This is a genomic window from Polaromonas potterensis, assembly GCF_033446725.1.
Lineage (GTDB): Bacteria > Pseudomonadota > Gammaproteobacteria > Burkholderiales > Burkholderiaceae_C > Polaromonas.
The window spans coordinates 154,863-176,171 of sequence record NZ_JAWQLX010000001.1 but is presented as its reverse complement, the minus strand read 5'-3'; the positions used below and the strand labels follow the sequence as shown (position 1 = coordinate 176,171).

Here is a 21,309-nt window from a genome sequence, read left to right as displayed (position 1 = left end):
CGAAAAAAACGGGTTTCAGCGCTTCACAAAAGACAAAGTGACTTCGCCCAGCCGGACGCCGAACTTGCTCATCACCGCCTTGTTGAGCATGACCTTCTCATTCATCAGATACATCCAGTCGTCGAATTGCACCTCAATCACACGACCGTCTACCGGCAGTTTCAAGGTGTAGCCCCAGCGGAAGGTGTTGCCTTTTTCTTCGCCCAGTGCCTGACCGGCCACATCGGCGGCCGTGCCGGTGTATTTGCCGTCAGCGTCGCGCTTGAGCGTCCAGACGCGGCGGTCGGTGCTGCCGTCCGAATAACTGAAGGCTTCATCGAGCACGCCGGTTTCTTCGCCGGGCGGGCCTTGCCAGCTGCAGCTCATGACCACGGTGAAACGTTTGACGACCTTGCCGGAGCGATCGGTGAACACGCCATACGCATCGATGGTGCCGTTGAAATACGCACGCATGTCGAGCACCGGTTTTTCCGCGGCGTAGTCGCTGAGCTGCGGGCTGGTGCAGCCCGCCAGGCCCATGAGCAGGGGAAGCGCCAGGCTCAGAGCCAGCGCGCCCCGGAGGAGAAAGTGTTTCACGGTGGAACCCCTTGCGGACGTCGGATGACCAGAAAATACAGGCAGGCGGCGGCTGCCAGTTTGAGCAGACAGGGCAGGACGCAGTAGGCCACCAGCAGCGCGTCCAGTGCCTGGGCATCGCGCGCGCCGGGTGCATAACCGAACAGGCCCAGGGCCGGCAGCGCCAGTCCGGCGGCCAGCGCCAGGTTCAGCTTGATCGCAAAATTCCACCAGCCGAAGTAGGCGCCTTCGGCACGGCCCGAGTGGCCGTTGGCCTGGATCACGCCGGCCAGCAATGCGCCGGGCAAGGCCAGGTCGGTGCCCAGTGCAATGCCCGAGAGCGCGCAGACCAGCACAAAGGCCGTGTTGTGTCCGGCGCCTATTTGTGTCGCCCAGCCGAAAGTCGCCATCGCCAGCCCCATGCCCAGCAGCCAGGCCGGCGCCAGACCCATGCGTTTGACCACCGCCAGCCACAGCGGGATGGACACAGCGGCGCATAGGAAATAACTGCCCAGAAACAGCGGCTCCAGCTTGGGTGGCGCCTGTAGCCGGTCCTGGATGAAAAACAGCACCAGGGTCGCCGGCACCGCGCTGGCAATGCCATTGAGCATGAAGACGGCCAACAGGCGGCGAAAACCCGCGTGCCTGAAGGGCAGCCAGATCGACGCGGCGGCGCGCTGGCCGGCCGGCACAGGCTGCGGCCTGCAGGCGTTGGCCCAAGCCAGCCAACCGAGGGCCAGCACGACAAAAAACAGCGCCGTGCTGACCGGTAGGCCAAAGGCCAGCGGCGTGACCGAGGCCAGCAACACGCCGATCAGGCCCAGGCCTTCACGCCAGGCCACGATGCGGCTGCGCTGGCGCTCGTCGCCGCCCAGCATCGCGCCCCAGGACTGGTGCGACACGCTGAGCGCGCTGTAGCCGGCATAGGTCAGCATCAACATCACGCTGGCCCAGACCACCAGCGCCGACGGCGTGTTGACCAGCGGAAAAAACAGCAGCGCAAAACCCAGGGCCAACACCAGTGCGGCCACGGCGCCCAGCCACAACACGGCCCGCGCCGAATGCGCAAACAGGCGGTCGCTCAGGCGGCCTAGCAAGGGGTCGATCAAGGCATCAAACAGCCTGGCGCCCAGCAGCACCGCACCCAGCGTGGCCAGCGGCACGCCGAAGGCACGCGCGTAATGGTTGGCCAAAATCACATACAGGGGCAGCGCCACAAAAGCCAGTGGCAAACCCAGCAAGCCGTAAGCCAGGCCGTTGCGTACGCCGAAGGGGTTTGGCGCGCCAGTGTTCAAGGGGCTGCTCCGGCCAGCAGCGCAATGCGCAGGGCTGGCTCCGAGGTGGTGGGCGCCAGCCAGATGCCAAAAAATAGCTTGGCAAATTCCGCATCCCGGATTTCGCCGCTGGATTGGCCGTTGAGCCAGAAGAACGCGCCCACGCCGGGACGATGGACGCCCATCAGGCGGTCGCCTTTCTTCACGTCGGGCAGCACCCTGGCCATCTCGGCCAGCCATTTTCCAGCGAGTGCTTCGCTGACCGGCGCGGACAGTCGCATCTCGCGGAGGGAGCGTTCGGCGATGGCCTGGCTGTCGAAGCCGCGCAGGTAGCTGAGCTCCAGCGCCAGCGGCTGGGTCGCGTAGTCACCCGCCCGGAAGCCCGGGTTGGCCCAAAGCCGCGCGTCGTAAACCTGGAAGCCCCAGACGCTCAGTCGCCCCTGACCCACCAGTCGCGCCTGCGGCAGCGCGTCCTGCAGTTCGCTGCGCGGGCTGGCATCGGCAGGCTGCGCGAGGGCAGCCCCCGCCAGCAGCAGCGCGGTGATCAGGCCTTGCGCAAGGTGTATTGCACGACGTCGGTGTTGGCCTGGGTGAAAGCGGCTTCGCAGTAGGCCAGATAAAACTCCCATATGCGGACAAACCTTTTGTCAAACCCGAGCTGGAGCACCCGTGACTCTTGCGCCATGAACTGGTCGCGCCACAGCTTGAGTGTGCGGGCGTAGTCCTGGCCAAATGAAAACTCATCCACCACTTCCAGGCCGGCGGCGTTGGCCTGGGCGCGGAACTCTTTCGGGCAAGGCAGGCAGCCGCCGGGAAAAATGTATTGCTGAATGAAGTCGGTGGAGGTGATGTAGCGCTCAAACAGCTCGTCGGCAATCACGATGCTCTGGATGCAGGCGCGGCCGCCGGGTTTGAGCAGGCGCGCCACGGTCTGGAAGTAGTCGGGCCAGTATTCGCGGCCTACGGCTTCGACCATTTCAATCGAGCAGAGCGCGTCAAAAGGTTCTTCGACGGTTGTTTTCCCGATATCTCGGTAATCCTGCAATCGGAGGTCCGCCTTGTCTGCCGCACCCAAGTTGGCCAGGCGTTGCTGCGCCCAGGCCAGTTGTTCGGTGCTCAGCGTCACGCCGACAACCGAGGCCTTAAATTCGGTGGCCGCCATCTCGGCCAGCGCGCCCCAGCCGCAACCGATTTCCAGCACGCGGTCACCGGCTTTCACGCCGGACAGACGCAACGCGCGCCGCACCTTGGCATCCTGCGCATCTTGCATCGAGGTTTCTGGCGTTGCAAAAATCGCCGACGAATAGTTCATCGTGCCGTCCAGCCACAAGGCGTAAAAGGCATTGCCCAGGTCGTAATGCGCGTGGATGTTTTTCTGGCTCTTGGTTTTGGTGTTGCGGTTGAGCAGGTGTTTGACGCGGTAGGCCAAACGCCCCAGCCAGGTGCCGTAGACCACGTCTTCGACTTCCTGGCGGTTGCGGATCAACACGCCGAGCAACTCGCTGAGGTTGTGGGTGGTCCAGTCGCCCGCGATATAACTTTCGGCAAACCCGATATCACCTGATTTCAGCGCGGCGCTGCAGGCCTGCCAGTTGTGCAGCCGCAGGCTGGCGACCGGCGCCTCGCCCGAGCCGAAGTGTCGCAGCGAGCCGTCGGGCAACTGCACATGCAACGTGCCGTGTTTCAGTCGCGTGAGCAACTTCAGCACCGTGCGTGCGGCGGCGGGCGCGCCGCCCGGCAGGGCCAGCAACGGCAGCGTCGAGGACAGGCGCGTGGCCGTGGAAGAAGAGGGGTTGCTGGCGGTATTCATCGGGTGACAAAGCCTTCGGGAGGTTCGGGTTTGCGGGACAAGGGAACACGTTTGCACCACAGCCGCAAGGCCTGCCAGTGGATACGCGCCACCACGCCTAAGGTCATGGCCGGGTAACGCCACAAGGCGCGGCGCAGACTGGCCGGTGTGAGTGCCACCAGCGTGCCGTTCACGCTGGTTTCCAGCAGCGGGCCGCCGGCATCGTCGTAATCGATGCGGGCCACGGTTTTCTGCAACTCGTCGGTGTCGATACGCATGAAGCGAAAGCGATAGCGGCCTTCAACCGTGCAGAACGGCGAGACATGGAAAACCTTGTCCGCGCTGAGTTCCTGGCCGTAGTGCGGGTGGTCCAGCAAATAACAATGGCGCTCGCCAAAGGTGTTGTTGACTTCGACCACAATCGCCCGCAGGCTGCCATCCAGGCGGTGGCAGTACCAGAAACTCACCGGCTTGAAGGTGTAGCCGAAGATGCGCGGGTAGGTGTGTAGCCAGAGTTCACCATGAGCATCGTGGATGCCTTCGCTGTGCAGCAAGGCGTCGAGCCAGCTCACGCAGTCGGCGCGGCCATCGCCGTGGTCCTGGTCGAAAAAACTCAAGGTGCTGCGGCGGTTGCGCGCCAGCACGCCGTTGCCCTGCCGCTGCAGGCTGCGCAGCGGCAACATCAGGAAATACGTCGGGTAGTTGAAGGCGTGATGAGTGGGTTTCAGGCGGGTGTGCCGCACCTGGCCAAACCCGATCAAGGGGGTGTGGGTCGTTGCCTGGCGGTCAGCTGTCTGGCTCACGGGTTTTCTCCGGCGCCGTGCAGCAGCTGTTGCGCGACCTGCAGGCCTGACTTCAGGCCGTCTTCATGAAAGCCATAACCGGTCCAGGCGCCGCAGAAATAAGTGTGTTGCCGCCCTTGCAGGCCGGCCAGCGCCTGCTGCGCGTGTATGGCGGCGCCGTCGAAGACCGGATGTGTGTAGTCATATTCCCCCATGATGTGATTACGCGCGATCGGGCGTACCGGATTCAGCGACACGATCACCGGCTGGGACCAGGGCAGCGGCTGCAGTTTGTTGAGCAGGTAGTGAAGACACACTTGGGTGCTGTCCTTCCGGCTGTCCGGGGCACGTTCGTAGTTCCACGCGGCCCAGGCCAGCGGGTTGGCGGGCAACACCGAGCTGTCGGTGTGTAACACCGCACGATTCGGCTGGTAAGCGATGGCGCCCAGCACCGCGTATTCGGCCGGGCTGGCCTCGGCCAGCAAGGCCAGCGACTGGTCGGCGTGCGCCGCCAGCACCACCTTGTCGAAAGGCTCGGCCTGGCCGTGGGTGACGATTTGTACGCCGCCACGCATGGCTTGGGTGTCACGTGTGATCCGCTGCACGGGGGTGTTCAGGCGTTTGTCGGTGATGCCGGCCGTGATTTTGGCGACGTAGTGTTTGGCGCCGCCGGCCACGGTCCACCATTGCGGCCGGTTTGCCACCTGGATCAGGCCGTGGTTGTGGCAAAAACGGATCAGCGTGGCCAGCGGGAACTGCAACATCTGGTCGGTCGGGCAGGACCAGATACAACCCAGCATGGGCAGGAGGTACCAGTCGCGAAACGCGTCGGAAAAGGACTGGTTTTTCAGGAAATCACCGAGCGGCTGCAACATCGCGGCCTCGGCGCCGTTCTCGGCCAGGGCGCTGGCGAGGCGGTTGAACCGCAGGATGTCGCGCAACATGTGCAGGAACTTGCCGTTCAGCAGGTTGCGGCGCTGGGCGAACACGGTGTTCAGGCTGGCGCCGCTCCACTCCAGGTTGCGGCCAGTGCCGGCCTGGGGCACTTTCACCGAAAACGACATGTCGGACCGGGCGGTCGCCACGCCCAGCTCGGAAAACAGCCGGATCAACTGGGGGTAGGTGCGTTCGTTGAAGACCAGGAAGCCGGTATCGACCCCGTGGGTGAGCTGGCCCTGCGGCGTGGGCAGGGTGAGGTCCACCGTGTGGGTGTGGCCGCCAAAATAGGCGCCGGCTTCAAACAGGGTGATGTCGGCCCGGCCCTGCAGGGCATGGGCGACCGCCAAACCGGAAATGCCGGAGCCGACGATGGCGACTTTGGGCCGGGCCGGAGATGGGGCAGCCATCTCTCAGCGGCCTGAATACAAAAATGCTGCGAAGCGCCCCAGTGCGAACAAGGGAGGGAGGGAGGAGGAGGAGAACCGCCCCGGGATTCCATCCGGACCGCGAGGGCCCAGAAGTCTTCGCAACAAAAACCGATATCTTGGGCATGGCGTTCCAGACGCCGTGCCGATGTGGATATGAGCCTGGGCAGGGCTGTGCAGTTCCCCGGAACCGCCCCCTGGACTGGGTAAAGTTATGTGAAGCCATCGCCGCATCGCTGGCCGGGCCGGGGAAAAACGGAGTGGTAAGGTCATAAAAAGAGCTTGATGCGACGGGGTTTTCGAGGCGCTGGTCGGGCTATTTGGCGAGCAGGCGTTTTTCTATCTCAGCCACAAAAGCCGGATCTTTGGGATCGACCCGGGTGCTGAAGCTGCGTACACCCTGGCCGTCACGCGAGATCACGTATTTGTGGAAATTCCAGGCCGGCGCGCTGCCGGTGGTGTCGGCCAGTTGTTTGAACAGCGGGTTGGCGGCTTTGCCGCTCACGCCGGATTTGGCAAACATCGGAAACTTCACACCAAAGGTGTTCTCGCAAAAATCGGCAATTTCCTTGTTGCTGCCGGTCTCTTGCGCGAAGTCGTTGGACGGAAATCCCAGTACGACCAGGCCTTTGTCCCGGTATTTGGCATACAAGGCCTCCAGGCCTTCGTATTGCGCGGTGAAGCCGCAAAAACTCGCGGTGTTGACCACGACCAGCACCTTGCCGCTGTATTGGCACACGGACTGGGGTTTTTCATCCTGCAGGCGCAAAAAGCTGTGCTGCAGCAGGGGCGTACAGGCCGCTGCCGGCGCTACGGCTGTGGCCGGTGTTGCGGCGTGAATGGACACCGCACCCAGGCTAAGGCCGAGCAGTGCGGTGGCCAGCCAGGCCTTGAGGGAAATAGGGTTCATGTGCTTGCTCCAGTTTGATAAAGGGTGGGTCCAAGGATGATTGTGTCCACGGCAAGGACAAAATCAACAAGCGCCAGCGCCCGCCCCTGTCTGTTCGGAATACGCAGGCCAGGAGCGAACGGATTCAAACCCGGATCAGACACCCGATAATCGGTCAGCAGCACACTGCCGACCTTGGCCGCTACCCAAGGCCTGGGAAACGGTGTAGAACGATTAAAGGCGGCTAAAAAGCTGCAAGTTCTCATGAAATGGCCGCAAAACTCCATTTCAGGCAATTTGTCATATTCAAGCCCTAGAATCGTCTTGAATCTAAGTCGGCGCAGGCCGCGTAAAGGAAGTCTTATGCTTTACCCAGAACTTTTTAAACAACTTGAATCTGTCCGCTGGGACATGGACAAGGACATCCCCTGGGCCAGCTTCGACGCGTCCAAACTGACCGATGAACAGGCCCAGACCATCAAGATGAATGCCATCACCGAGTGGTCCGCCCTGCCGGCCACGGAAATGTTTTTGCGCGACAACAAAGACGACAGCGACTTCTCCGCTTTTATGTCGATCTGGTTTTTTGAAGAGCAAAAACATTCGCTGGTGCTGATGGAATACCTGCGGCGTTTCCGTCCCGAGCTGGCGCCCACCGAAAAAGAGCTGCACGAAGTGCGTTTTGAGTTTGAACCGGCGCCCGCGCTGGAGACGCTGATGCTGCATTTCTGCGGTGAAATCCGGCTGAATCACTGGTATCGGCGCGCCAGCGAATGGCATACCGAGCCGGTCATCAAGCAGATCTATACCCAGCTCAGCCAGGACGAAGCACGCCACGGCGGTGCTTACCTGCGTTACATGAAACGTGCCATCAACAACTTTGGCAACGAGGCCAAGGCCGCGTTCACCAAGGTCGGTGTGTTGATGGCCAGCGCCCGCCGCACCGCGCAGGCTTTGCACCCGACCAATCTGCACGTCAACAAAGACCTGTTTCCGCGCGACACCATCCAGTCGCGCCTGCCCAACCCGGAGTGGCTGGAGCACTGGCTGGACACCCAGATCAAGTTCGACGCGGTCTGGGAGGGCAAGGTGGTTGAACGCATCTTGCACAACATGAGCCTGCTGATGAACCAGAGTTTCAAGACCGTGCAGGAACTCAATCGCTACCGCAAGGAACTGAGCCGGGAGATCACGGCGTCCATCGCGGCTAAGCCGGTCGTTACCCGCGTTTGATTCCGCTCGTTGCCTTCCGTTAAAGTGGCGTGATGCAAACCAGCGTCCCCGCCCTTTTCCATTTCACGCAAAAAATTGTGTCCCGCGCCGAGGCGGCCCAGCGGCGCGCGGCGCTACCCGGGCCGGTGGTGTTTACCAACGGCGTGTTTGATGTCTTGCACCGCGGCCATGCCAGCTACCTGGCCGCTGCGCGTGCGCTGGGTGGCAGCCTGATCGTGGCGATCAACACCGATGCCTCGGCCCGGCGACTCGGCAAAGGGCCGGACCGACCCCTGAACAACCAGGAGGACCGCGCTGTCTTGATGGCCGCGCTGGAGTCCGTCAGCTTGGTGACCTGGTTTGACGAAGACACGCCGCTGGAACTCATCACCGAACTCAAGCCCGACATCCTGGCCAAGGGTGGCGACTACGACATGGACAAACTCGCAGAAACCGCCGTTGTACGGGCTTACGGCGGTCAGGCGCAAGCGCTTCCATTTGTCGATGGGTATTCGACGACGGCCCTGGTCCGCAAGATCAAGGCCGGCGCCTAGTTAGCCCGCAGGCCACCGCAGGTGGCCGGGACTCTGCCGGTCAGTGCGCCATCCGGTTGCGCAGCCAGTTGCTGTAGTCCTTGTCGGTCGCCAGCGTCCACAAGGCCAGCGCCAGGACCACCACGCCGGTGACCACGGCCGCCAGCATGGTGTTGCGCTGTGTGCTAAAGCCCAGTACCCAGGGGGAAGCAATCAGCCATAAGCCGAGAGCCCCTTCCGTCCATTCTTCCCAGGCGCGCGGAACAAAAATCGCGCCCAGCGCGGCCGCGATCAGTGCCAACCCAATCACCACGGCGTTGCTCATGGCCGCCGTGCTGTCCTGGAAGCCCAATGCCCATGGCGATAGAAGTACCCACGCCCCGAGCAGGGCGTTGACGAGGTCTTGCCAATGTTTCAGCGGTTTCATGGGACACCTCCAAGAGCCGGGCGGAGCGCCAGCTAATGAAGGTTGGATCAGGTTCGTGCGGCTTGGTTCCGGGGTGGCCCGGCCAGCTTTATGCGCGAAACCCGGCCTAGGCCGCCGGGATAGTGGGGGCGCCGGCGCCGAAGACTTGGGCCCACAAGGCCAAGACCGCCGCACGTTCGCCTTGCAGCGCGGGCAGCGTGACCTGTGTGGGTTCTTCGTTGAGGCGCGCCCGGTGCTGAACCCGGCGCAACTCGCGGTAAGCGTCGGCCGCTGCTTGGCCCACACCGGGCGGCAGCAGACCGGCGGTCTCGGCACGTTGCAGCAGCGCGATGTTGCCGACGTTGTCGGCCAGTTCCGGATGCCGGCCCGACTGCGACAACACCAGAAACTGCACGGCAAATTCGGCGTCCACCATGCCGCCCGGGCTGTGTTTGACGTCGAAGAACTCGCCGCCGGCGTCGCCCTCGGGCGGCGGCGGTGTATGCGGGCGCTTGATCGGGTGGGCGGCGCGGACCTTGTCGCGCATCGCCATGATTTCATGCTGCAGCGCCGGGATGTCGCGCGGCGCGCTGATCACGGCCTGCCGCACCTGGTCAAAACGCGCGCGTAAGGATTCGTCGCCCAGGATAAATCGGGCGCGTGTCATGGCCTGGTGTTCCCAGGTCCAGGCGGTGTTGCTGCCGCGTTGCTGCTGGTACTTGGCGTAGGCTTCGAAACTGGTGACCAGCAGGCCCGAGTTGCCGTTGGGCCGCAAGGCGGTGTCGATCTCGAACAGGTCGCCTTCGCCGGTCTTGACGGTCAGCCAGTTGATCAGCTTGCGCACAAAAGCGGCATAGACCTCGGGCGCACGTTCGTCCTCGTCTTCGAAGACAAACACAATGTCCAGGTCGCTGCCGTAACCGAGCTCCTTTCCGCCCAGTTTGCCGTAGGCAATGATGGCGAATTGTGGCGTGTCGCGGTGGCGGTTTTTCAGCCGTTCCCAGCACCAGCCGGTGGTGACCTGAAGCATGGTTTCAGCCAGCGCGCTCAAGTCGTCGGCGACCTGCTCGACAGTCAGCGTGCCTTCGACATCGCGCGCCAGTGTGCGGAACACTTCCGCGTGGTGCGCGCGGCGCAGCAGGTTCAGGCAGCTTTCTTCGTCGTCCTCGCCGGTGCGACGCAGGGCGGCCAGGCGCTGCTGCAGTTCCTGGGCGAAGGCGGCGGCATCAAAACGTTCGTGCAGCATGGCCGCGTTGGCCAGCTCGTCGATCACGCCCGGGTGCTGCAATAGGTAACGCGCCGGCCACTTGGCCGCGCCCAGCAGGCGTAACAGACGCTCGTGCACGGCGGGGCGTTCCAGCAACATGGCCAGGTAACTCTCGCGGCGCAGCAGGGGTTCTATCCAGTCGATGATGCGTACCGCCGCGGTTTCATCGACCTTGCCTTCTATCAGCCATTGCGCCGTGCGTTGCACCAGCCGGGTCAGGCGCGCACGGGCGTCGTCGCGCAGGCCCAGCACGCGGGGATGTTCGCGCCAGGCCTCCAGGCGCGCGCGAAATTTGCCGGGCCATTGGTCGGCGAGTTTTTCCAGCAAGTCCTCAAGGTCTTGCGGTGTCGCCGCGGCCGCCTTGCCGCAGCCCTTGCAGTCGGACTTGTTGCCCAGCAAGGTGTCGAACTCCTGGGCCACCAGCTCTCGGTGGGCGTCGAGTTCGCTCAAAAACGGGCAACAGCTGCTGTAACCCATGGTTTGCGCAATCCAGGCCAGGTCCTCGTCACGTGTCGGCAACACATGGGTTTGCTGGTCGTCCAGGTACTGGATGCGGTGTTCGACGCGGCGCAGGAACTCGTAGGCGCGTACCAGCGCCTCCGCGGTGGCCTGTGTCATCAGTCCGGCATGGGCGACCCGCCGCAGCGCGTCGACCGTGGGCCGGGTGCGCAACTCGGGGAACTGGCCGCCGCGCACCACCTGCAGCAATTGCACGGTGAATTCGATTTCACGGATGCCGCCGCGCGACATTTTTACGTCGTTGGCGCGTTCGGGGTGGCCGGCGGCGCGTTTGGCCGCGTGTTCGCGGATTTGCCGGTGCAGCAGGCGTAACGAGTCAAACACGTTGTAGTCGAGGTAACGCCGGAAGACAAACGGCAGGACCGAGCCGCGCATGGCCTGGGCCGAGCCGCTTTGAATACAGTCGCGCGGCGCCACCACCCGGCTTTTGAGCCAGGCAAAACGTTCCCACTCGCGGCCTTGCGCCTGGAAATATTCTTCCAGCGCGTTGAGCGACACCGCCGCCGGCCCCGAATTGCCATTGGGCCGCAGCGCCAGGTCGACCCGGAACACAAAACCGTGTTCCGTGGTGTCGCCAATCAGGTTGTAGATGGCCTTGACCTGCTGCGCAAAATATTCGTGGTTGGAGATGGCCCCCCGGCCGTCCGCGCGGCCTGCGGTCTCGCCATCGTGGTCGTAGACGTAGATCAGATCGATGTCGCTGGAGACATTCAGCTCCCGGGCGCCCAGCTTGCCCATGCCGACCACCCACAACTGTGCGCGCGCGCTGGTAGCCGCATCCGGCGAGCGGGGCGCTTGCGGCGCGCCATACAGGGCGTCCAGCGCCGGCCGCGAGTCGCAAATCGCGATGTCCAGGGCCAACTCGGCCAGCTCGGTCATGGCGGTGGTGACGACTCCCAGCGTGGCCGTCGAAGGCGACGCAGGAGGCGTGGGCTCGATGGAATTTTCCGACGGGCCGCCCCTAGGAAAATTAGCCCCCTCGGGGGGCAGCGATGACACGTCAGTGCGGAGCGTGGGGGCTGGCGTGTCGCAGTCCAGGACGACCAGGCGTTCCATCACCAGTTGGCGCAACACCCGCAGGGCGGCGCCGGTGTCCAGGCCGCGTACCTGCAAGGCGTCGTAAGTCAGCTGCATGCTGGCCCGCACCGGCGCACCCGCCGGCAACAGCGCAAGCTGGTCGGCATAACGGCGGCGTATGCGCTGGACAAAGCGGGAATGGCCCGATGCGGCGGGAGAGGCGGTCGATGGAACGGACATCACACTAGTTAACAAAGACTTCCCTGGGTTGGGTTGAACGGACAGAAGCGCTGAAGGTCATAATTCCCATGTCAATGGATCAAACGACTCTCCCCCCGCCAGTGCTTCCTGCACGAGGTCTCAAAGTTGCTGCTTTCGCCACACGCCTGGCCTTGTGGGGGGTACTGGCTTTCTGGCTCCTGTTCGGTATCGCCTGGGCCGTACTCCACGGCTGGATTGTGCCGCGAATCGGCGAGTTTCGCCCACGCCTGGAAATCGAGGCCAGCCGGGCGCTGGGGGTACCGGTACGCATAGGCCAGATCACGGCCCGTTCCAGTGGCCTGCTGCCTTCATTTGAGCTACACGACGTGGCCTTGCTGGATGCCCAGGGCCGGCCGGCCTTGCGCTTGCCGCGTGTGTTGGCCGCCGTGTCGCCTGCGTCGCTGTGGCGCTTGGGTTTCGAGCAGTTGTACATCGACCAGCCCGAACTCGACATCCGGCGCACCGCGGACGGGAAAATTTATGTGGCCGGGCTGGACGTGTCGCAAAACCGCAGCGATGGCAGCAGCGCCATGGCCGACTGGTTTTTCTCGCAAACCGAGTTTGTCGTGCGTGGTGGCACGGTGCGCTGGCGCGACGATTTGCGTCAGGTGCCGGTGCTGGCTTTGACCCAGGTGGAATGGACCTCGCGCAACCCGGGCCGCCGGCACCTGATGCGCCTGGATGCCACGCCGCCGCCAGCCTGGGGCGAACGTTTCAGCCTGCGCGGGGTGTTTCGTGAGCCTTTGTGGTCGGGCGGCGCTGGGCAGTGGCGTGATTGGGCGGGCCAGCTTTACGCCGAGTTCAGCCGCGTCGATGCCTCCGCGATCAATCCTTACGCCAGCCTGGACAGCCTGGGCATCAAGCTGAAGGCCGGCACCGGAGCCTTGCGCGCCTGGGTGGACGTGGACAACGGGCAGGTGATTGGCGGCACCGCGGACGTGGCCTTGCTGGAAGTGGATGCGCAGTTAGGCCGGGCACTGGAGCCGCTGGCGCTGGAGGCCGTGAGCGGCCGCGTGGGTGGCCGGCAGTTGGCCAACGGCTTTGATGTCGCCACCGAAGGCCTGCAGTTTCGCACCCGCGACGGCCTGCAATGGCCGGGTGGTAATGCGGCCATTGTGTACACCGGGGCCGAAGGCAAGACACCGGCCCGCGGCGAGGTCAAGGCCGACAAACTTGATCTGGCCGCGCTGGCGCAAATTGCCAACCGCCTGCCGCTGGGCCACGCGGCCCATGCCTCGATCGCCGCGCTGGCGCCCAAGGGGCTGGTGGACGTGGTCGAGGCGAAGTGGCAAGGCCCGCTGGACGCGCCCATCAGTTATTCGGCGAAAGGCCGTGTGACTCAGCTGGAAATAGCGGCGCTGGCGGCGGAGGCGCCACCGCCCACCCCGGCTGCGGCCGGCACGCTGCACCATGCGGTGATCGGTCGGCCCGGCGTGCGGGGCGCCACCGTGGACTTTGACCTGAGCCAGCAGGGCGGCCAGGCCAAGGTCAGGATCAACGACGGCGAGATTGCCTTGCCGGGGATTTTTGAAGACCCGCGCGTGTTGTTTGAGCAGTTTTCGGCCGAGGCCCAGTGGAAGCTGATGGGCCCGAAAATAGAGGTGCAGCTGCGCAACATGGTGTTTGCCAATGTCGATGCACAGGGCGTGGCGCAAGCCAGCTGGCATACCGCCGAGGCGGTCACCGCTCATGTGCCGGGCAGTACACACGACACGCGTTTTCCCGGCGTGCTGGACCTGCAGGGCGTGCTCAGCCGGGGCGACGGCAGCCAGGTTCACCGCTACCTGCCTTTGATCCTGCCGGATGCGGTGCGCCACTATGTGCGGGACGCCGTGACCCAGGGCGCGCTGTCGGAAGTCAAATTCAAGGTCAAGGGCAACCTGCATGACATGCCGTTTGCCGACCCGAAACTGGGTGAGTTCCGGGTGTCGGCCAAGGTCGCCAAGGCGGCGTATGCCTATGTGCCCAAATCGATTTTGCCGCGAGATGCTGTGGCCTGGCCGGCCCTGAGTGAACTGAACGGCGAGCTGGTGTTTGACCGCGCTTCCTTGCAAGTGAATGGCGCCATCGGCCGGGTCAGTGGTTTTCCCGGTCTGCAGGTGCTCAAGGCGGACGCGCGTATTCCGGACCTGATGCACGCGGCCACGGTACAGGTCAAGGCCGAACTCAAAGGCCCGCTCGCCGAGGCCTTGGGTTTTGTCAATACCTCACCGCTGGGCAGCATGACCAACAAGGCGCTGGCCAAAACCGTGGCCAGCGGCGCCGCCGACTACCAGTTCCAGCTCAGCCTGCCGCTCAGTGCGCTGGACAAGACCAAGGTGCAGGGCAGCGTCAACGTGCCCGGCAATGATGTGCAGTTCACGCCGGACACGCCACAGTTCACACGTCTGAAGGGGCTGGTGACGTTCAGCGAGAGCGGTTTTGCCATCGTCGGCGGTCAGGGCCGCATGTTGGGCGGCGACATCCGGTTGGAGGGCGGCACACGCGCCGCCTCCACCGGTGCAGCGCGATCGGCGGCCGGCCCAGTGGAGTTTCCGGATGCCAGCGTGGTGATACGCGCCCAGGGCACGCTGACGTCCGAAGGCCTGCGCCAGGCGAAAGAGCTGGGCCTGGCCGCGCGCCTGGGGACCCACGCCAGCGGCACGGCCGCCTACACCGCCAACCTGGGTTTCAGGGCCGGCATGACTGAACTCAGCATCAGCAGCAATCTGCAAGGCATGGCCTTGAGCCTGCCCGCGCCCCTGAGCAAAAGTGCTGACACCACCCTGCCCCTGCGCTTTGACAACACGGCGCTGCGTGAATCGGCCGGGACCGGCCGGCCGCCTACACAGGACCAGCTGTCGCTGACCGTGGGACAGCTGGCTTCGGTGCTGTATGTGCGCGATATCAGCGGACCGGAGCCGCAGGTGATACGCGGCAGTCTGGCCATCGGTTTGCAGCCCGGGGAAAACGCGCCCATGCCGGACAGCGGCGTGGCGGCCAACATCAACCTGGCCACCGTCGACATCGATGCCTGGGACAAGGTGTTGAGCGGCTCCAGCGCGCCGGCGGCGACGCCTGCAGGCACGCGGCTGACCCCGGCCAGCGCGCTGCTCAGCTACCTGCCGACCAGCATGGCGATACGCGCCAAGGAGTTGGCGCTGGAAGGCCGCAAGTTGCACAACGTGGTGCTGGGCGGTTCGCGTGACGGCCTGACCTGGCGCGCCAACATCGATGCGACTGAACTTAATGGCTATGTCGAGTTTCGCCAGCCCGGTGGCGCGGGCGCCGGCCGGCTGTATGGCCGGCTCTCGCGTTTGAGCCTGGGCCAAGGCTCGGCCAGCGAGGTCGAGGCGATTCTGGACGAGCAGCCGGTGAACATTCCGGCACTCGACATCGTGGTTGAAGACCTGGAGTTACGTGGCAAAAAGCTGGGCCGGGTTGAAATCGAGGCGATCAACCGGGGCGCTGGCATGGTGGCCCGCGAAGGCGGGGCCCGCGAGTGGCGGCTGAACAAACTCAACATCATCATGCCGGAGGCCACGCTGGCGGCCACCGGCAACTGGGTGGCTGTCAATGCGCAGCAGGCCCAGGCCGCCGGCGCTTCGCCGCGCGCGGTCGAGCGGCGCCGCACCGTGATGAATTTCAAGCTGGATATTGCCGACTCGGGTGAACTGCTCAAACGTTTTGGCATGGGGGATGTCATTCGCCAGGGCAAAGGGCGGCTGGAAGGCCAGATCGCCTGGGTTGGTTCGCCGCTGAGCCTGGACTACCCCAGCTTGAGCGGACAGTTCAATGTGAATGTGGCGTCCGGCCAGTTTCTCAAGGCCGACCCGGGCATTGCCAAGCTGCTGGGCGTGCTCAGCCTGCAGGCTTTGCCCCGACGTTTGACGCTGGATTTTCGCGATGTGTTTTCCGATGGATTTTCCTTTGACTTCGTGCGTGGCGATGTCAGCATCAAGCAGGGACTGGCCTTTACCAACAACCTGCAGATGAAAGGTGTGAATGCCGCCGTGCTCATGGAAGGCAGCGCCGACATTGCCAAGGAAACGCAGAACCTGACGGTGGTGGTGGTGCCTGAAATCAATGCCGGCACGGCCTCACTGATTGCCACCGTGATCAACCCGGCCATCGGCCTGGGGTCTTTCCTGGCCCAGTATTTTTTACGACGCCCGTTGATGCAGGCCACGACCCAGGAGTTTCATATTGACGGCACCTGGGCCAATCCGAAAATCACCAAGGTCGACCACAAACCCGTGGTCGAGGGCAAGTCCGATGAGGACACAGGGGGGACCCGCTGATCATGCAAGTTGCTGCACTACAAATGGTGTCCGGTCCCAGTCTTCAGGCCAATCTGCACGCGGCCAGGTTGTTGCTGGCCAGTGCTGCCGCGCAAGGCGCCGAGCTGGCCTTGTTGCCTGAATATTTTTGCCTGATGGGCATGAAAGACACCGACAAGCTGGACGTCCAGGAGGCACCGGGCCGCGGGCCGATTCAGGATTTTCTCGCCGAGTCGGCGCGTGAGTTCAAGCTCTGGATTGTCGGCGGCACGGTGCCGCTGCAGGCCAGCGACCGCCAGCATGTGCGCAACAGCTCGCTGGTCTACGCACCTTCGGGCCAATGTGTGGCGCGTTACGACAAGATCCACCTGTTCCGCTTTGACAACGGGCGGGAGCATTACGACGAATCGCGGGTGATCGAAGGCGGCGACCAGCCTGTGACTTTTGAGCTGCCCTCGATCGATGGCCACCGCTACCGGGTCGGCCTGAGCATTTGTTATGACCTGCGGTTTCCCGAGTTGTACCGGGCCATGAAAGCGGATCTGCTGCTGGTGCCCAGCGCCTTCACCTTCACCACCGGCCAGGCCCATTGGGAAATCCTGCTCAGGGCGCGCGCCATTGAAAACCTGGCTTATGTCGTGGCTGCGGCCCAGGGCGGTGTGCATGAGAACCAACGCCGCACCTGGGGCCAAAGCCTGATCGCCGACCCTTGGGGGCAGATCCTGGCGCAGCAGGCCCAAGGCCAGGCGGTGGTCATGGCCGAGGTGTCGGGCGAACGTCTGCAGGCGCTTCGTTTGCAGCTGCCAGCACTCAAACACGGGGTCTTGTGAGTCAGGCTTACGACGAACGCGACGGCCAGGCCGGCCCGTCTTCGGGAGGGCGGCGCTGGAGCCGGCGCTGGGCGCTGTGGGCGGTGCTGGTGGCGTTGCTGATCGGCCTGTTGTCGACCCTGGTCTGGCTGGCCGGGCGTTATGAGTCTAGCCAGGTGCAAAGCCGGCTGGAGCAGGACGCGGTGCAGACCGCCATCGATATCCAGGCCGCGCTGACACGCAACATCCAGAGTTTTCAGGCCCTGCAGGCCAACAATCCGGGCCCGGAGGCGTGGCGCACTCCGGCGACCGAGCTGCTGCACGAACACCGCGAAATCATGCGCCTCGAATGGCGTGACCTGGCACTGGGCACGGTATCTTTTGCCGAGTCGCCTTATCGCCCCTCGGTGTTTGAGCGCCTGGGCCGCGACGGCACGCAGACCGATGTTGGTTTTGCCTGCGCGGCGGCGCGCCGTTTCAACGGCCCGGCCTATTCGAGCAGCTACTTCCTGCCGCAGTCCGACGGGATGGGCATGGAGGTGATAGACATGTGCCTGCCGCTGCTGTCGGCGGGCCGGCTGGCCGGTTACCTGGTGGCGACCTATTCCCTGCCGGACATCTTGTCCGAGCTGGTCGGCAAACAACTCGCGCGTGGCCAGGGCTTGTCGTTCACCGAGGCCGACGGCACACGCCTGGCGATGTACGGCAACCCGACACGTGGCAGCCGGGCCTATGTCGCCCAGCAGTTGCTGGATTTGCCGGGCAACACCGTGGTGCTCAGGGTCGAAAGCCATCTGGGCACCCCCGCGCTGTTTCCGAATTTGTTGACCGCCCTGGTGATGGCCATGTCGGTCGCGCTGCTGGCCGTGCTGGCGCTGCTGGGCCGCGACATGCGGCGGCGCCTGAAGGTCGAACACGACCTGGCCGACGCGCTGGCGTTTCGCAAGGCCATGGAAGACTCGCTGGTGACCGGCATGCGGGCCCGGGACCTGCAGGGGCGCGTGACCTATGTGAACCCGGCCTTTTGCGAGATGGTCGGGCTGGAGGCCGGCGAGTTGCTCAACCGCGGCATGCCCCAGCCCTACTGGCCGCTGGAGCAGGTGGAGGAGTACCAGCAGCGCCAGGCGAGCCGGCTGGAGGTCGGTGCGACCTTGCCGCGCGAGGGTTTCGAGTCGGTGTTCATGCGCCCCGACGGCTCGCGTTTTCCGGTGCTGATCATCGAGGCGCCGCTGATCAATGCCGTGGGCAAACAGACCGGCTGGATGAGTGCGATTCTCGACGTCAGCGAGCAACGCCGCATCGAGGAGTTGTCGCGTACCAGCCAGGACCGGCTGCAGGCCACGGCCCGGCTGGCCACGGTCGGCGAAATGGCTTCGCTGATGAGCCACGAGCTGAACCAGCCGCTGGCGGCGATTTCCAGCTACGCCACCGGCTCCCTGAATTTGCTGCAAAACGCGGCGGCCGACGGCCAGCAGCCGCATGACCGCGAAGACCTGCAACTGGCGATGCGCCGCATCGCCGAGCAGGCCGAGCGTGCCGGCAAGGTCATCAAAAGTGTGCATGATTTTGTGCGCCGGCGCGAACAGGTGCGTGAGCCGATTGCGCCCCGCCTGCTGCTCGATGCGGTGATGCCGCTGGTCAGCCTGCAGGCGCGCAAACTCGGGGTGCGGGTGGTGATGCAGGTGGACATGACCTGCGGGCCGGTGCTCTGCGACCGGACCATGGTCGAGCAGGTGTTGCTGAACCTGGCGCGCAACGGCATGCAGGCCATGCAGGGGCTGGACAAAAGCCGGCGTTCTGAAAAAGTGCTGACGCTGCGGGTGCGGCCGGCGGCGTCCAATGCCCGCAGCCGCTGGGTGGAGTTTGCCGTCATCGACCAGGGAGAAGGTATTTCCGAGAAGGTGGCGCAGCAGCTGTTCACGCCGTTTTTCACGACCAAGGCCGAAGGCATGGGCCTGGGCCTGAGCCTGTGCCGCACGGTGATCGAGCAGCACGGCGGTTTTCTTGGCTTCGAGGCGGCGTTGCCCCAGGGCACCGTTTTTACATTTACATTGCCGGTGGCGGGCGCTACCGCGTCGCCAGCTTAGGAGCTTGCATGGAACCGATACAAAACGCCACGGTGTATATCGTGGATGACGATGCCAGCGTGCGCGAGGCGCTGGCCTGGCTGTTGCGTTCGCGGCGCCTGCCGAGTGAGTCCTTTGACAGTGCCGAGGCCTTTGACGCGCGGATTGCCGGGTCGTTTGAGGTCCGTTCGCCCTCTTGCGTGTTGCTCGACGTGCGTATGGGCGGCATGAGCGGCATGACCATGTTCGAAAAGCTGATTGCTTACGGCCTGCTGCCGACCTTGCCGGTGATTTTTCTGACCGGCCATGCCGACGTGCCGACCGCCGTCGATACGGTCAAACGCGGGGCTTTTGATTTTTGCGAAAAACCTTTTTCAGACAACGTGCTGGTGGACCGTGTCGAGCAGGCGCTGGCGCAGTCGGCCGCCGCCCTGGCCCAGCGCAGCGAACACACCAGCTTGCGGGCGCGCCTGGAGGGCCTGACGGACAGGGAGCGCGACGTGATGCGCCTGGTGGTGGAAGGCCTGCCGAACAAGCTGGTGGCCGACCAGCTCGACATCAGCGTGCGCACGGTAGAGGTTCACCGTGCCCGGGTATTTGAGAAAATGAGCGTCAAGTCCGCGGTGGAGTTGGCTAATTTGCTACGTAATTTATAGCGGGCTATGGCGAGTCGTGCGGCTTTTCCGGCTCGCCGGGTGGCGCCGGGGGGTGGATGTCGCCCTTGAGTTCGCCATTTTTTCGGCCCGAGAACATCGTCCACCAGATGATGAAGACAAAAATCAACAAGGCCCCCAGGGCTTCGAGTAAAAGTAAGGCCATGACTGTTCTTTCCCGGATAACACAAACCGCTGTCATTATCGCTGCCGCCCTGGTGCTGGTGGCCTGCGCCACCGCGCCCCTGCCTTTACCGCCGCCGCCCGCCGGCAGTGTCGAGCCGGCGCGGCCGGACACCGGCGCGGGCCAGGCCGGTGTGCGTCTGCAGGGCAAAAGCCGCTGGGTGCCGGTGTCCTGGGCCGAGTTGCCGGGTTTTGAGGGCGATGCCTTGTTTGAGGCCTGGAACGCCTGGATCAAGAGTTGCGAGCGGCCCGGCCCGGTGTTTGCGCCCTTGTGCGGCGAGGTGCGGCGCCTGAGCATCGCGACCAATGACGAACAACGCGCCTGGATGGTGAGCCGGCTGCAGCCCTACCGCGTTGAAACGCCGCAAGGTGTGGCCGACGGCCTGCTGACCAGTTATTACGAACCCGTGCTCAAGGCCAGCCGCCAGCCCGGCAACAGTTACGCCGTGCCGCTGTACCAGCCGCCGGCCGGGCTGGCCAGCCGCAAGCCCTGGTACACGCGCCAGGAAATCGACACCTTGCCCGAAGCGCAGGCCGCCTTGCGCGGCCGGGAAATCGCCTGGCTGGCCGACCCGATTGATGCCATGTCGCTGCACATCCAGGGTTCGGGCCGACTCGAGATCACCGAGGCCAATGGCGTGAAACGCACGGTGCGTGTGGCGTTTGCGGGGTCCAACGAGCAGCCTTTTCGCAGCATCACCCAGTGGCTCAGCGAGCAAGGCCAGGGCCGCATGAGCCCGCCCTGGACCGAGTCCACCAAAGTCTGGGCCGCGCAAAATCCGCAACGTGTGCCGCAACTGCTGTGGAGCAACCCGCGCTACATTTTTTTCCGTGAAGAAGCCTTGAGCGAGCAGGACGCAGCTTACGGCCCGCGTGGTGCGCAAGGTGTGGCGCTGACGCCGGGCCGCTCGATTGCGGTGGACAAGGAAAGTATTCCTTATGGCACGCCGGTCTGGCTGGCCTCGCGCGGCGCGGCGGTTGACCTGCAGAAACTGGTGATCGCGCAAGACACCGGCAGTGCGATTGTGGGTGCCGTGCGCGCCGACTATTTTGCCGGGACCGGCCCCGAGGCAGGCCAACTGGCCAGCCGCGTGAGCCAGCCTTTGCGCCTGTGGGCGCTGTGGCCCAAGTGAAGCTCCGCATCTTTTGGCCACTCGCGGTGGCTGCCACCCTGACCGCTTGCGCCGGTCTCGGCCCATCGTCCGGCACGCAGTCTTATCGCTGCGCACATGGCCTAAGCTTCCAGGTGCGTTTTGTCGACGACAGCGCCTTGCTCGACGGGACTGGCGGCAGCGAGGTCTTGTTTCGTGACGCGGGCGGCCAGGGCCCGCAACAAACGGTTTACAGCAGCCCGCACCTGCGGGCCGAGTTTGGCCTGGGTGCGCAGGGGCGCGAAGCGCAGCTCAGTTATCCACTGCTGCCGCTGAATGTGCGTTGCGTGCGGGACTCGTCAGTTGCTATTAATTAGATA

The 21,309-nt window shown here is 64.2% G+C and carries 19 protein-coding genes; 8 read left to right on the top strand and 11 right to left on the bottom strand.

What is annotated here, in order from left to right:
* Nucleotides 1–15 precede the first annotated feature (15 nt).
* The 8 genes from R6254_RS00805 to R6254_RS00770 form a co-directional block, all read right to left on the bottom strand.
* Nucleotides 16–519: a DUF3833 domain-containing protein gene (locus R6254_RS00805; protein WP_318404336.1), complete on the bottom strand. Its 504-nt coding sequence runs from the start codon at nucleotides 517–519 to the stop codon at nucleotides 16–18.
* A 53-nt stretch (nucleotides 520–572) separates the two neighbouring features.
* Nucleotides 573–1,850 carry an MFS transporter gene (locus R6254_RS00800; RefSeq protein WP_318403697.1) on the bottom strand — a complete coding sequence of 426 codons (1,278 nt, stop codon included), beginning with the start codon at nucleotides 1,848–1,850 and terminating at the stop codon, nucleotides 573–575.
* Nucleotides 1,847–2,458, bottom strand: a complete 612-nt coding sequence (locus tag R6254_RS00795) for a chalcone isomerase family protein (protein ID WP_318403696.1) — start codon at nucleotides 2,456–2,458, stop codon at nucleotides 1,847–1,849. The genes R6254_RS00800 and R6254_RS00795 overlap by 4 nt, the downstream gene beginning before the upstream one ends.
* Entirely contained in the window at nucleotides 2,374–3,639 is a 1,266-nt protein-coding gene (locus R6254_RS00790; protein ID WP_318403695.1) for a cyclopropane-fatty-acyl-phospholipid synthase family protein, read from the bottom strand. The genes R6254_RS00795 and R6254_RS00790 overlap by 85 nt, the downstream gene beginning before the upstream one ends.
* On the bottom strand, nucleotides 3,636–4,421 hold the full coding sequence (locus R6254_RS00785; RefSeq protein ID WP_318403694.1) for a DUF1365 domain-containing protein: 786 nt from the start codon (nucleotides 4,419–4,421) through the stop codon (nucleotides 3,636–3,638). The genes R6254_RS00790 and R6254_RS00785 overlap by 4 nt, the downstream gene beginning before the upstream one ends.
* Nucleotides 4,418–5,746, bottom strand: a complete 1,329-nt coding sequence (locus tag R6254_RS00780; RefSeq protein ID WP_318403693.1) for an NAD(P)/FAD-dependent oxidoreductase — start codon at nucleotides 5,744–5,746, stop codon at nucleotides 4,418–4,420. Before R6254_RS00780 ends, R6254_RS00785 begins: the two co-directional genes overlap by 4 nt.
* A gap of 334 nt (nucleotides 5,747–6,080) precedes the next feature.
* Complete coding sequence (locus R6254_RS00775; RefSeq protein WP_318403692.1) at nucleotides 6,081–6,674, bottom strand: glutathione peroxidase; 594 nt, start codon at nucleotides 6,672–6,674, stop codon at nucleotides 6,081–6,083.
* Nucleotides 6,671–6,949, bottom strand: coding sequence for a hypothetical protein (locus R6254_RS00770; RefSeq protein ID WP_318403691.1), 279 nt, complete (start codon nucleotides 6,947–6,949; stop codon nucleotides 6,671–6,673). Before R6254_RS00770 ends, R6254_RS00775 begins: the two co-directional genes overlap by 4 nt.
* A gap of 67 nt (nucleotides 6,950–7,016) precedes the next feature.
* Here R6254_RS00770 and R6254_RS00765 point away from each other — a divergent pair, with 67 nt between their 5' ends.
* Together R6254_RS00765 and rfaE2 are read left to right on the top strand one after the other, a co-directional pair.
* Nucleotides 7,017–7,886, top strand: a complete 870-nt coding sequence (locus tag R6254_RS00765) for a ferritin family protein (RefSeq protein ID WP_318403690.1) — start codon at nucleotides 7,017–7,019, stop codon at nucleotides 7,884–7,886.
* Between the two features lie 32 nt (nucleotides 7,887–7,918).
* A complete protein-coding gene (gene rfaE2 / locus R6254_RS00760) occupies nucleotides 7,919–8,419 on the top strand; it encodes a D-glycero-beta-D-manno-heptose 1-phosphate adenylyltransferase (RefSeq protein WP_318403689.1) in 501 nt (166 codons plus the stop codon).
* 40 nt (nucleotides 8,420–8,459) lie between these two features.
* On the opposite strand, the gene R6254_RS00755 is transcribed toward rfaE2, so the two are convergent.
* Nucleotides 8,460–8,825, bottom strand: coding sequence for an SPW repeat protein (locus R6254_RS00755; RefSeq protein ID WP_318403688.1), 366 nt, complete (start codon nucleotides 8,823–8,825; stop codon nucleotides 8,460–8,462).
* A gap of 106 nt (nucleotides 8,826–8,931) precedes the next feature.
* Nucleotides 8,932–11,847: a bifunctional [glutamate--ammonia ligase]-adenylyl-L-tyrosine phosphorylase/[glutamate--ammonia-ligase] adenylyltransferase gene (gene glnE, locus R6254_RS00750; RefSeq protein ID WP_318403687.1), complete on the bottom strand. Its 2,916-nt coding sequence runs from the start codon at nucleotides 11,845–11,847 to the stop codon at nucleotides 8,932–8,934.
* A gap of 101 nt (nucleotides 11,848–11,948) precedes the next feature.
* Between glnE and R6254_RS00745 the strand changes: the two genes are divergently transcribed.
* Genes R6254_RS00745 through R6254_RS00730 form a run of 4 tightly spaced genes read left to right on the top strand, consistent with a single transcriptional unit; the run spans nucleotide 11,949 to nucleotide 19,658 of the window.
* A complete protein-coding gene (locus tag R6254_RS00745) occupies nucleotides 11,949–16,148 on the top strand; it encodes a YhdP family protein (protein ID WP_318403686.1) in 4,200 nt (1,399 codons plus the stop codon).
* A gap of 2 nt (nucleotides 16,149–16,150) precedes the next feature.
* Nucleotides 16,151–16,957, top strand: a complete 807-nt coding sequence (locus tag R6254_RS00740) for a carbon-nitrogen hydrolase family protein (protein WP_318403685.1) — start codon at nucleotides 16,151–16,153, stop codon at nucleotides 16,955–16,957.
* Complete coding sequence (locus R6254_RS00735) at nucleotides 16,954–19,023, top strand: ATP-binding protein (RefSeq protein WP_412103086.1); 2,070 nt, start codon at nucleotides 16,954–16,956, stop codon at nucleotides 19,021–19,023. Before R6254_RS00740 ends, R6254_RS00735 begins: the two co-directional genes overlap by 4 nt.
* Nucleotides 19,024–19,031: 8 nt before the next feature.
* The gene (locus R6254_RS00730; RefSeq protein ID WP_318403684.1) at nucleotides 19,032–19,658 is read left to right on the top strand and encodes a response regulator transcription factor; all 627 of its coding nucleotides are present in this window, start codon (nucleotides 19,032–19,034) and stop codon (nucleotides 19,656–19,658) included.
* 4 nt (nucleotides 19,659–19,662) lie between these two features.
* Here the strand turns inward: R6254_RS00730 and R6254_RS00725 are convergent, their stop codons facing one another.
* The gene (locus R6254_RS00725; RefSeq protein WP_318403683.1) at nucleotides 19,663–19,821 is read right to left on the bottom strand and encodes a hypothetical protein; all 159 of its coding nucleotides are present in this window, start codon (nucleotides 19,819–19,821) and stop codon (nucleotides 19,663–19,665) included.
* Here R6254_RS00725 and mltA point away from each other — a divergent pair.
* Together mltA and R6254_RS00715 are read left to right on the top strand one after the other, a co-directional pair.
* Nucleotides 19,769–20,971, top strand: coding sequence for a murein transglycosylase A (mltA, locus tag R6254_RS00720; protein WP_318403682.1), 1,203 nt, complete (start codon nucleotides 19,769–19,771; stop codon nucleotides 20,969–20,971). The two genes, R6254_RS00725 and mltA, sit on opposite strands and share 53 nt — an antisense overlap.
* Nucleotides 20,972–20,997: 26 nt before the next feature.
* A complete protein-coding gene (locus R6254_RS00715; RefSeq protein WP_318403681.1) occupies nucleotides 20,998–21,306 on the top strand; it encodes a hypothetical protein in 309 nt (102 codons plus the stop codon).
* Nucleotides 21,307–21,309: the final 3 nt, after the last annotated feature.

What these genes read in the sequence shown, in the direction of transcription:
- R6254_RS00805 (WP_318404336.1), bottom strand. Translation starts at nt 519, where the DNA reads ATGGGCCTGGCGGGCTGCACCAGCCCGCAGCTCAGCGACTACGCCGCG.
- R6254_RS00795 (WP_318403696.1), bottom strand. Translation starts at nt 2,458, where the DNA reads ATGGGAGTTTTATCTGGCCTACTGCGAAGCCGCTTTCACCCAGGCCAA.
- R6254_RS00790 (WP_318403695.1), bottom strand. Translation starts at nt 3,639, where the DNA reads ATGAATACCGCCAGCAACCCCTCTTCTTCCACGGCCACGCGCCTGTCC.
- R6254_RS00780 (WP_318403693.1), bottom strand. Translation starts at nt 5,746, where the DNA reads ATGGCTGCCCCATCTCCGGCCCGGCCCAAAGTCGCCATCGTCGGCTCC.
- R6254_RS00775 (WP_318403692.1), bottom strand. Translation starts at nt 6,674, where the DNA reads ATGAACCCTATTTCCCTCAAGGCCTGGCTGGCCACCGCACTGCTCGGC.
- R6254_RS00765 (WP_318403690.1), top strand. Translation starts at nt 7,017, where the DNA reads ATGCTTTACCCAGAACTTTTTAAACAACTTGAATCTGTCCGCTGGGAC.
- rfaE2 (WP_318403689.1), top strand. Translation starts at nt 7,919, where the DNA reads ATGCAAACCAGCGTCCCCGCCCTTTTCCATTTCACGCAAAAAATTGTG.
- R6254_RS00755 (WP_318403688.1), bottom strand. Translation starts at nt 8,825, where the DNA reads ATGAAACCGCTGAAACATTGGCAAGACCTCGTCAACGCCCTGCTCGGG.
- glnE (WP_318403687.1), bottom strand. Translation starts at nt 11,847, where the DNA reads ATGTCCGTTCCATCGACCGCCTCTCCCGCCGCATCGGGCCATTCCCGC.
- R6254_RS00740 (WP_318403685.1), top strand. Translation starts at nt 16,151, where the DNA reads ATGCAAGTTGCTGCACTACAAATGGTGTCCGGTCCCAGTCTTCAGGCC.
- R6254_RS00730 (WP_318403684.1), top strand. Translation starts at nt 19,032, where the DNA reads ATGGAACCGATACAAAACGCCACGGTGTATATCGTGGATGACGATGCC.
- mltA (WP_318403682.1), top strand. Translation starts at nt 19,769, where the DNA reads ATGAAGACAAAAATCAACAAGGCCCCCAGGGCTTCGAGTAAAAGTAAG.
- R6254_RS00725 (WP_318403683.1), bottom strand. Translation starts at nt 19,821, where the DNA reads ATGGCCTTACTTTTACTCGAAGCCCTGGGGGCCTTGTTGATTTTTGTC.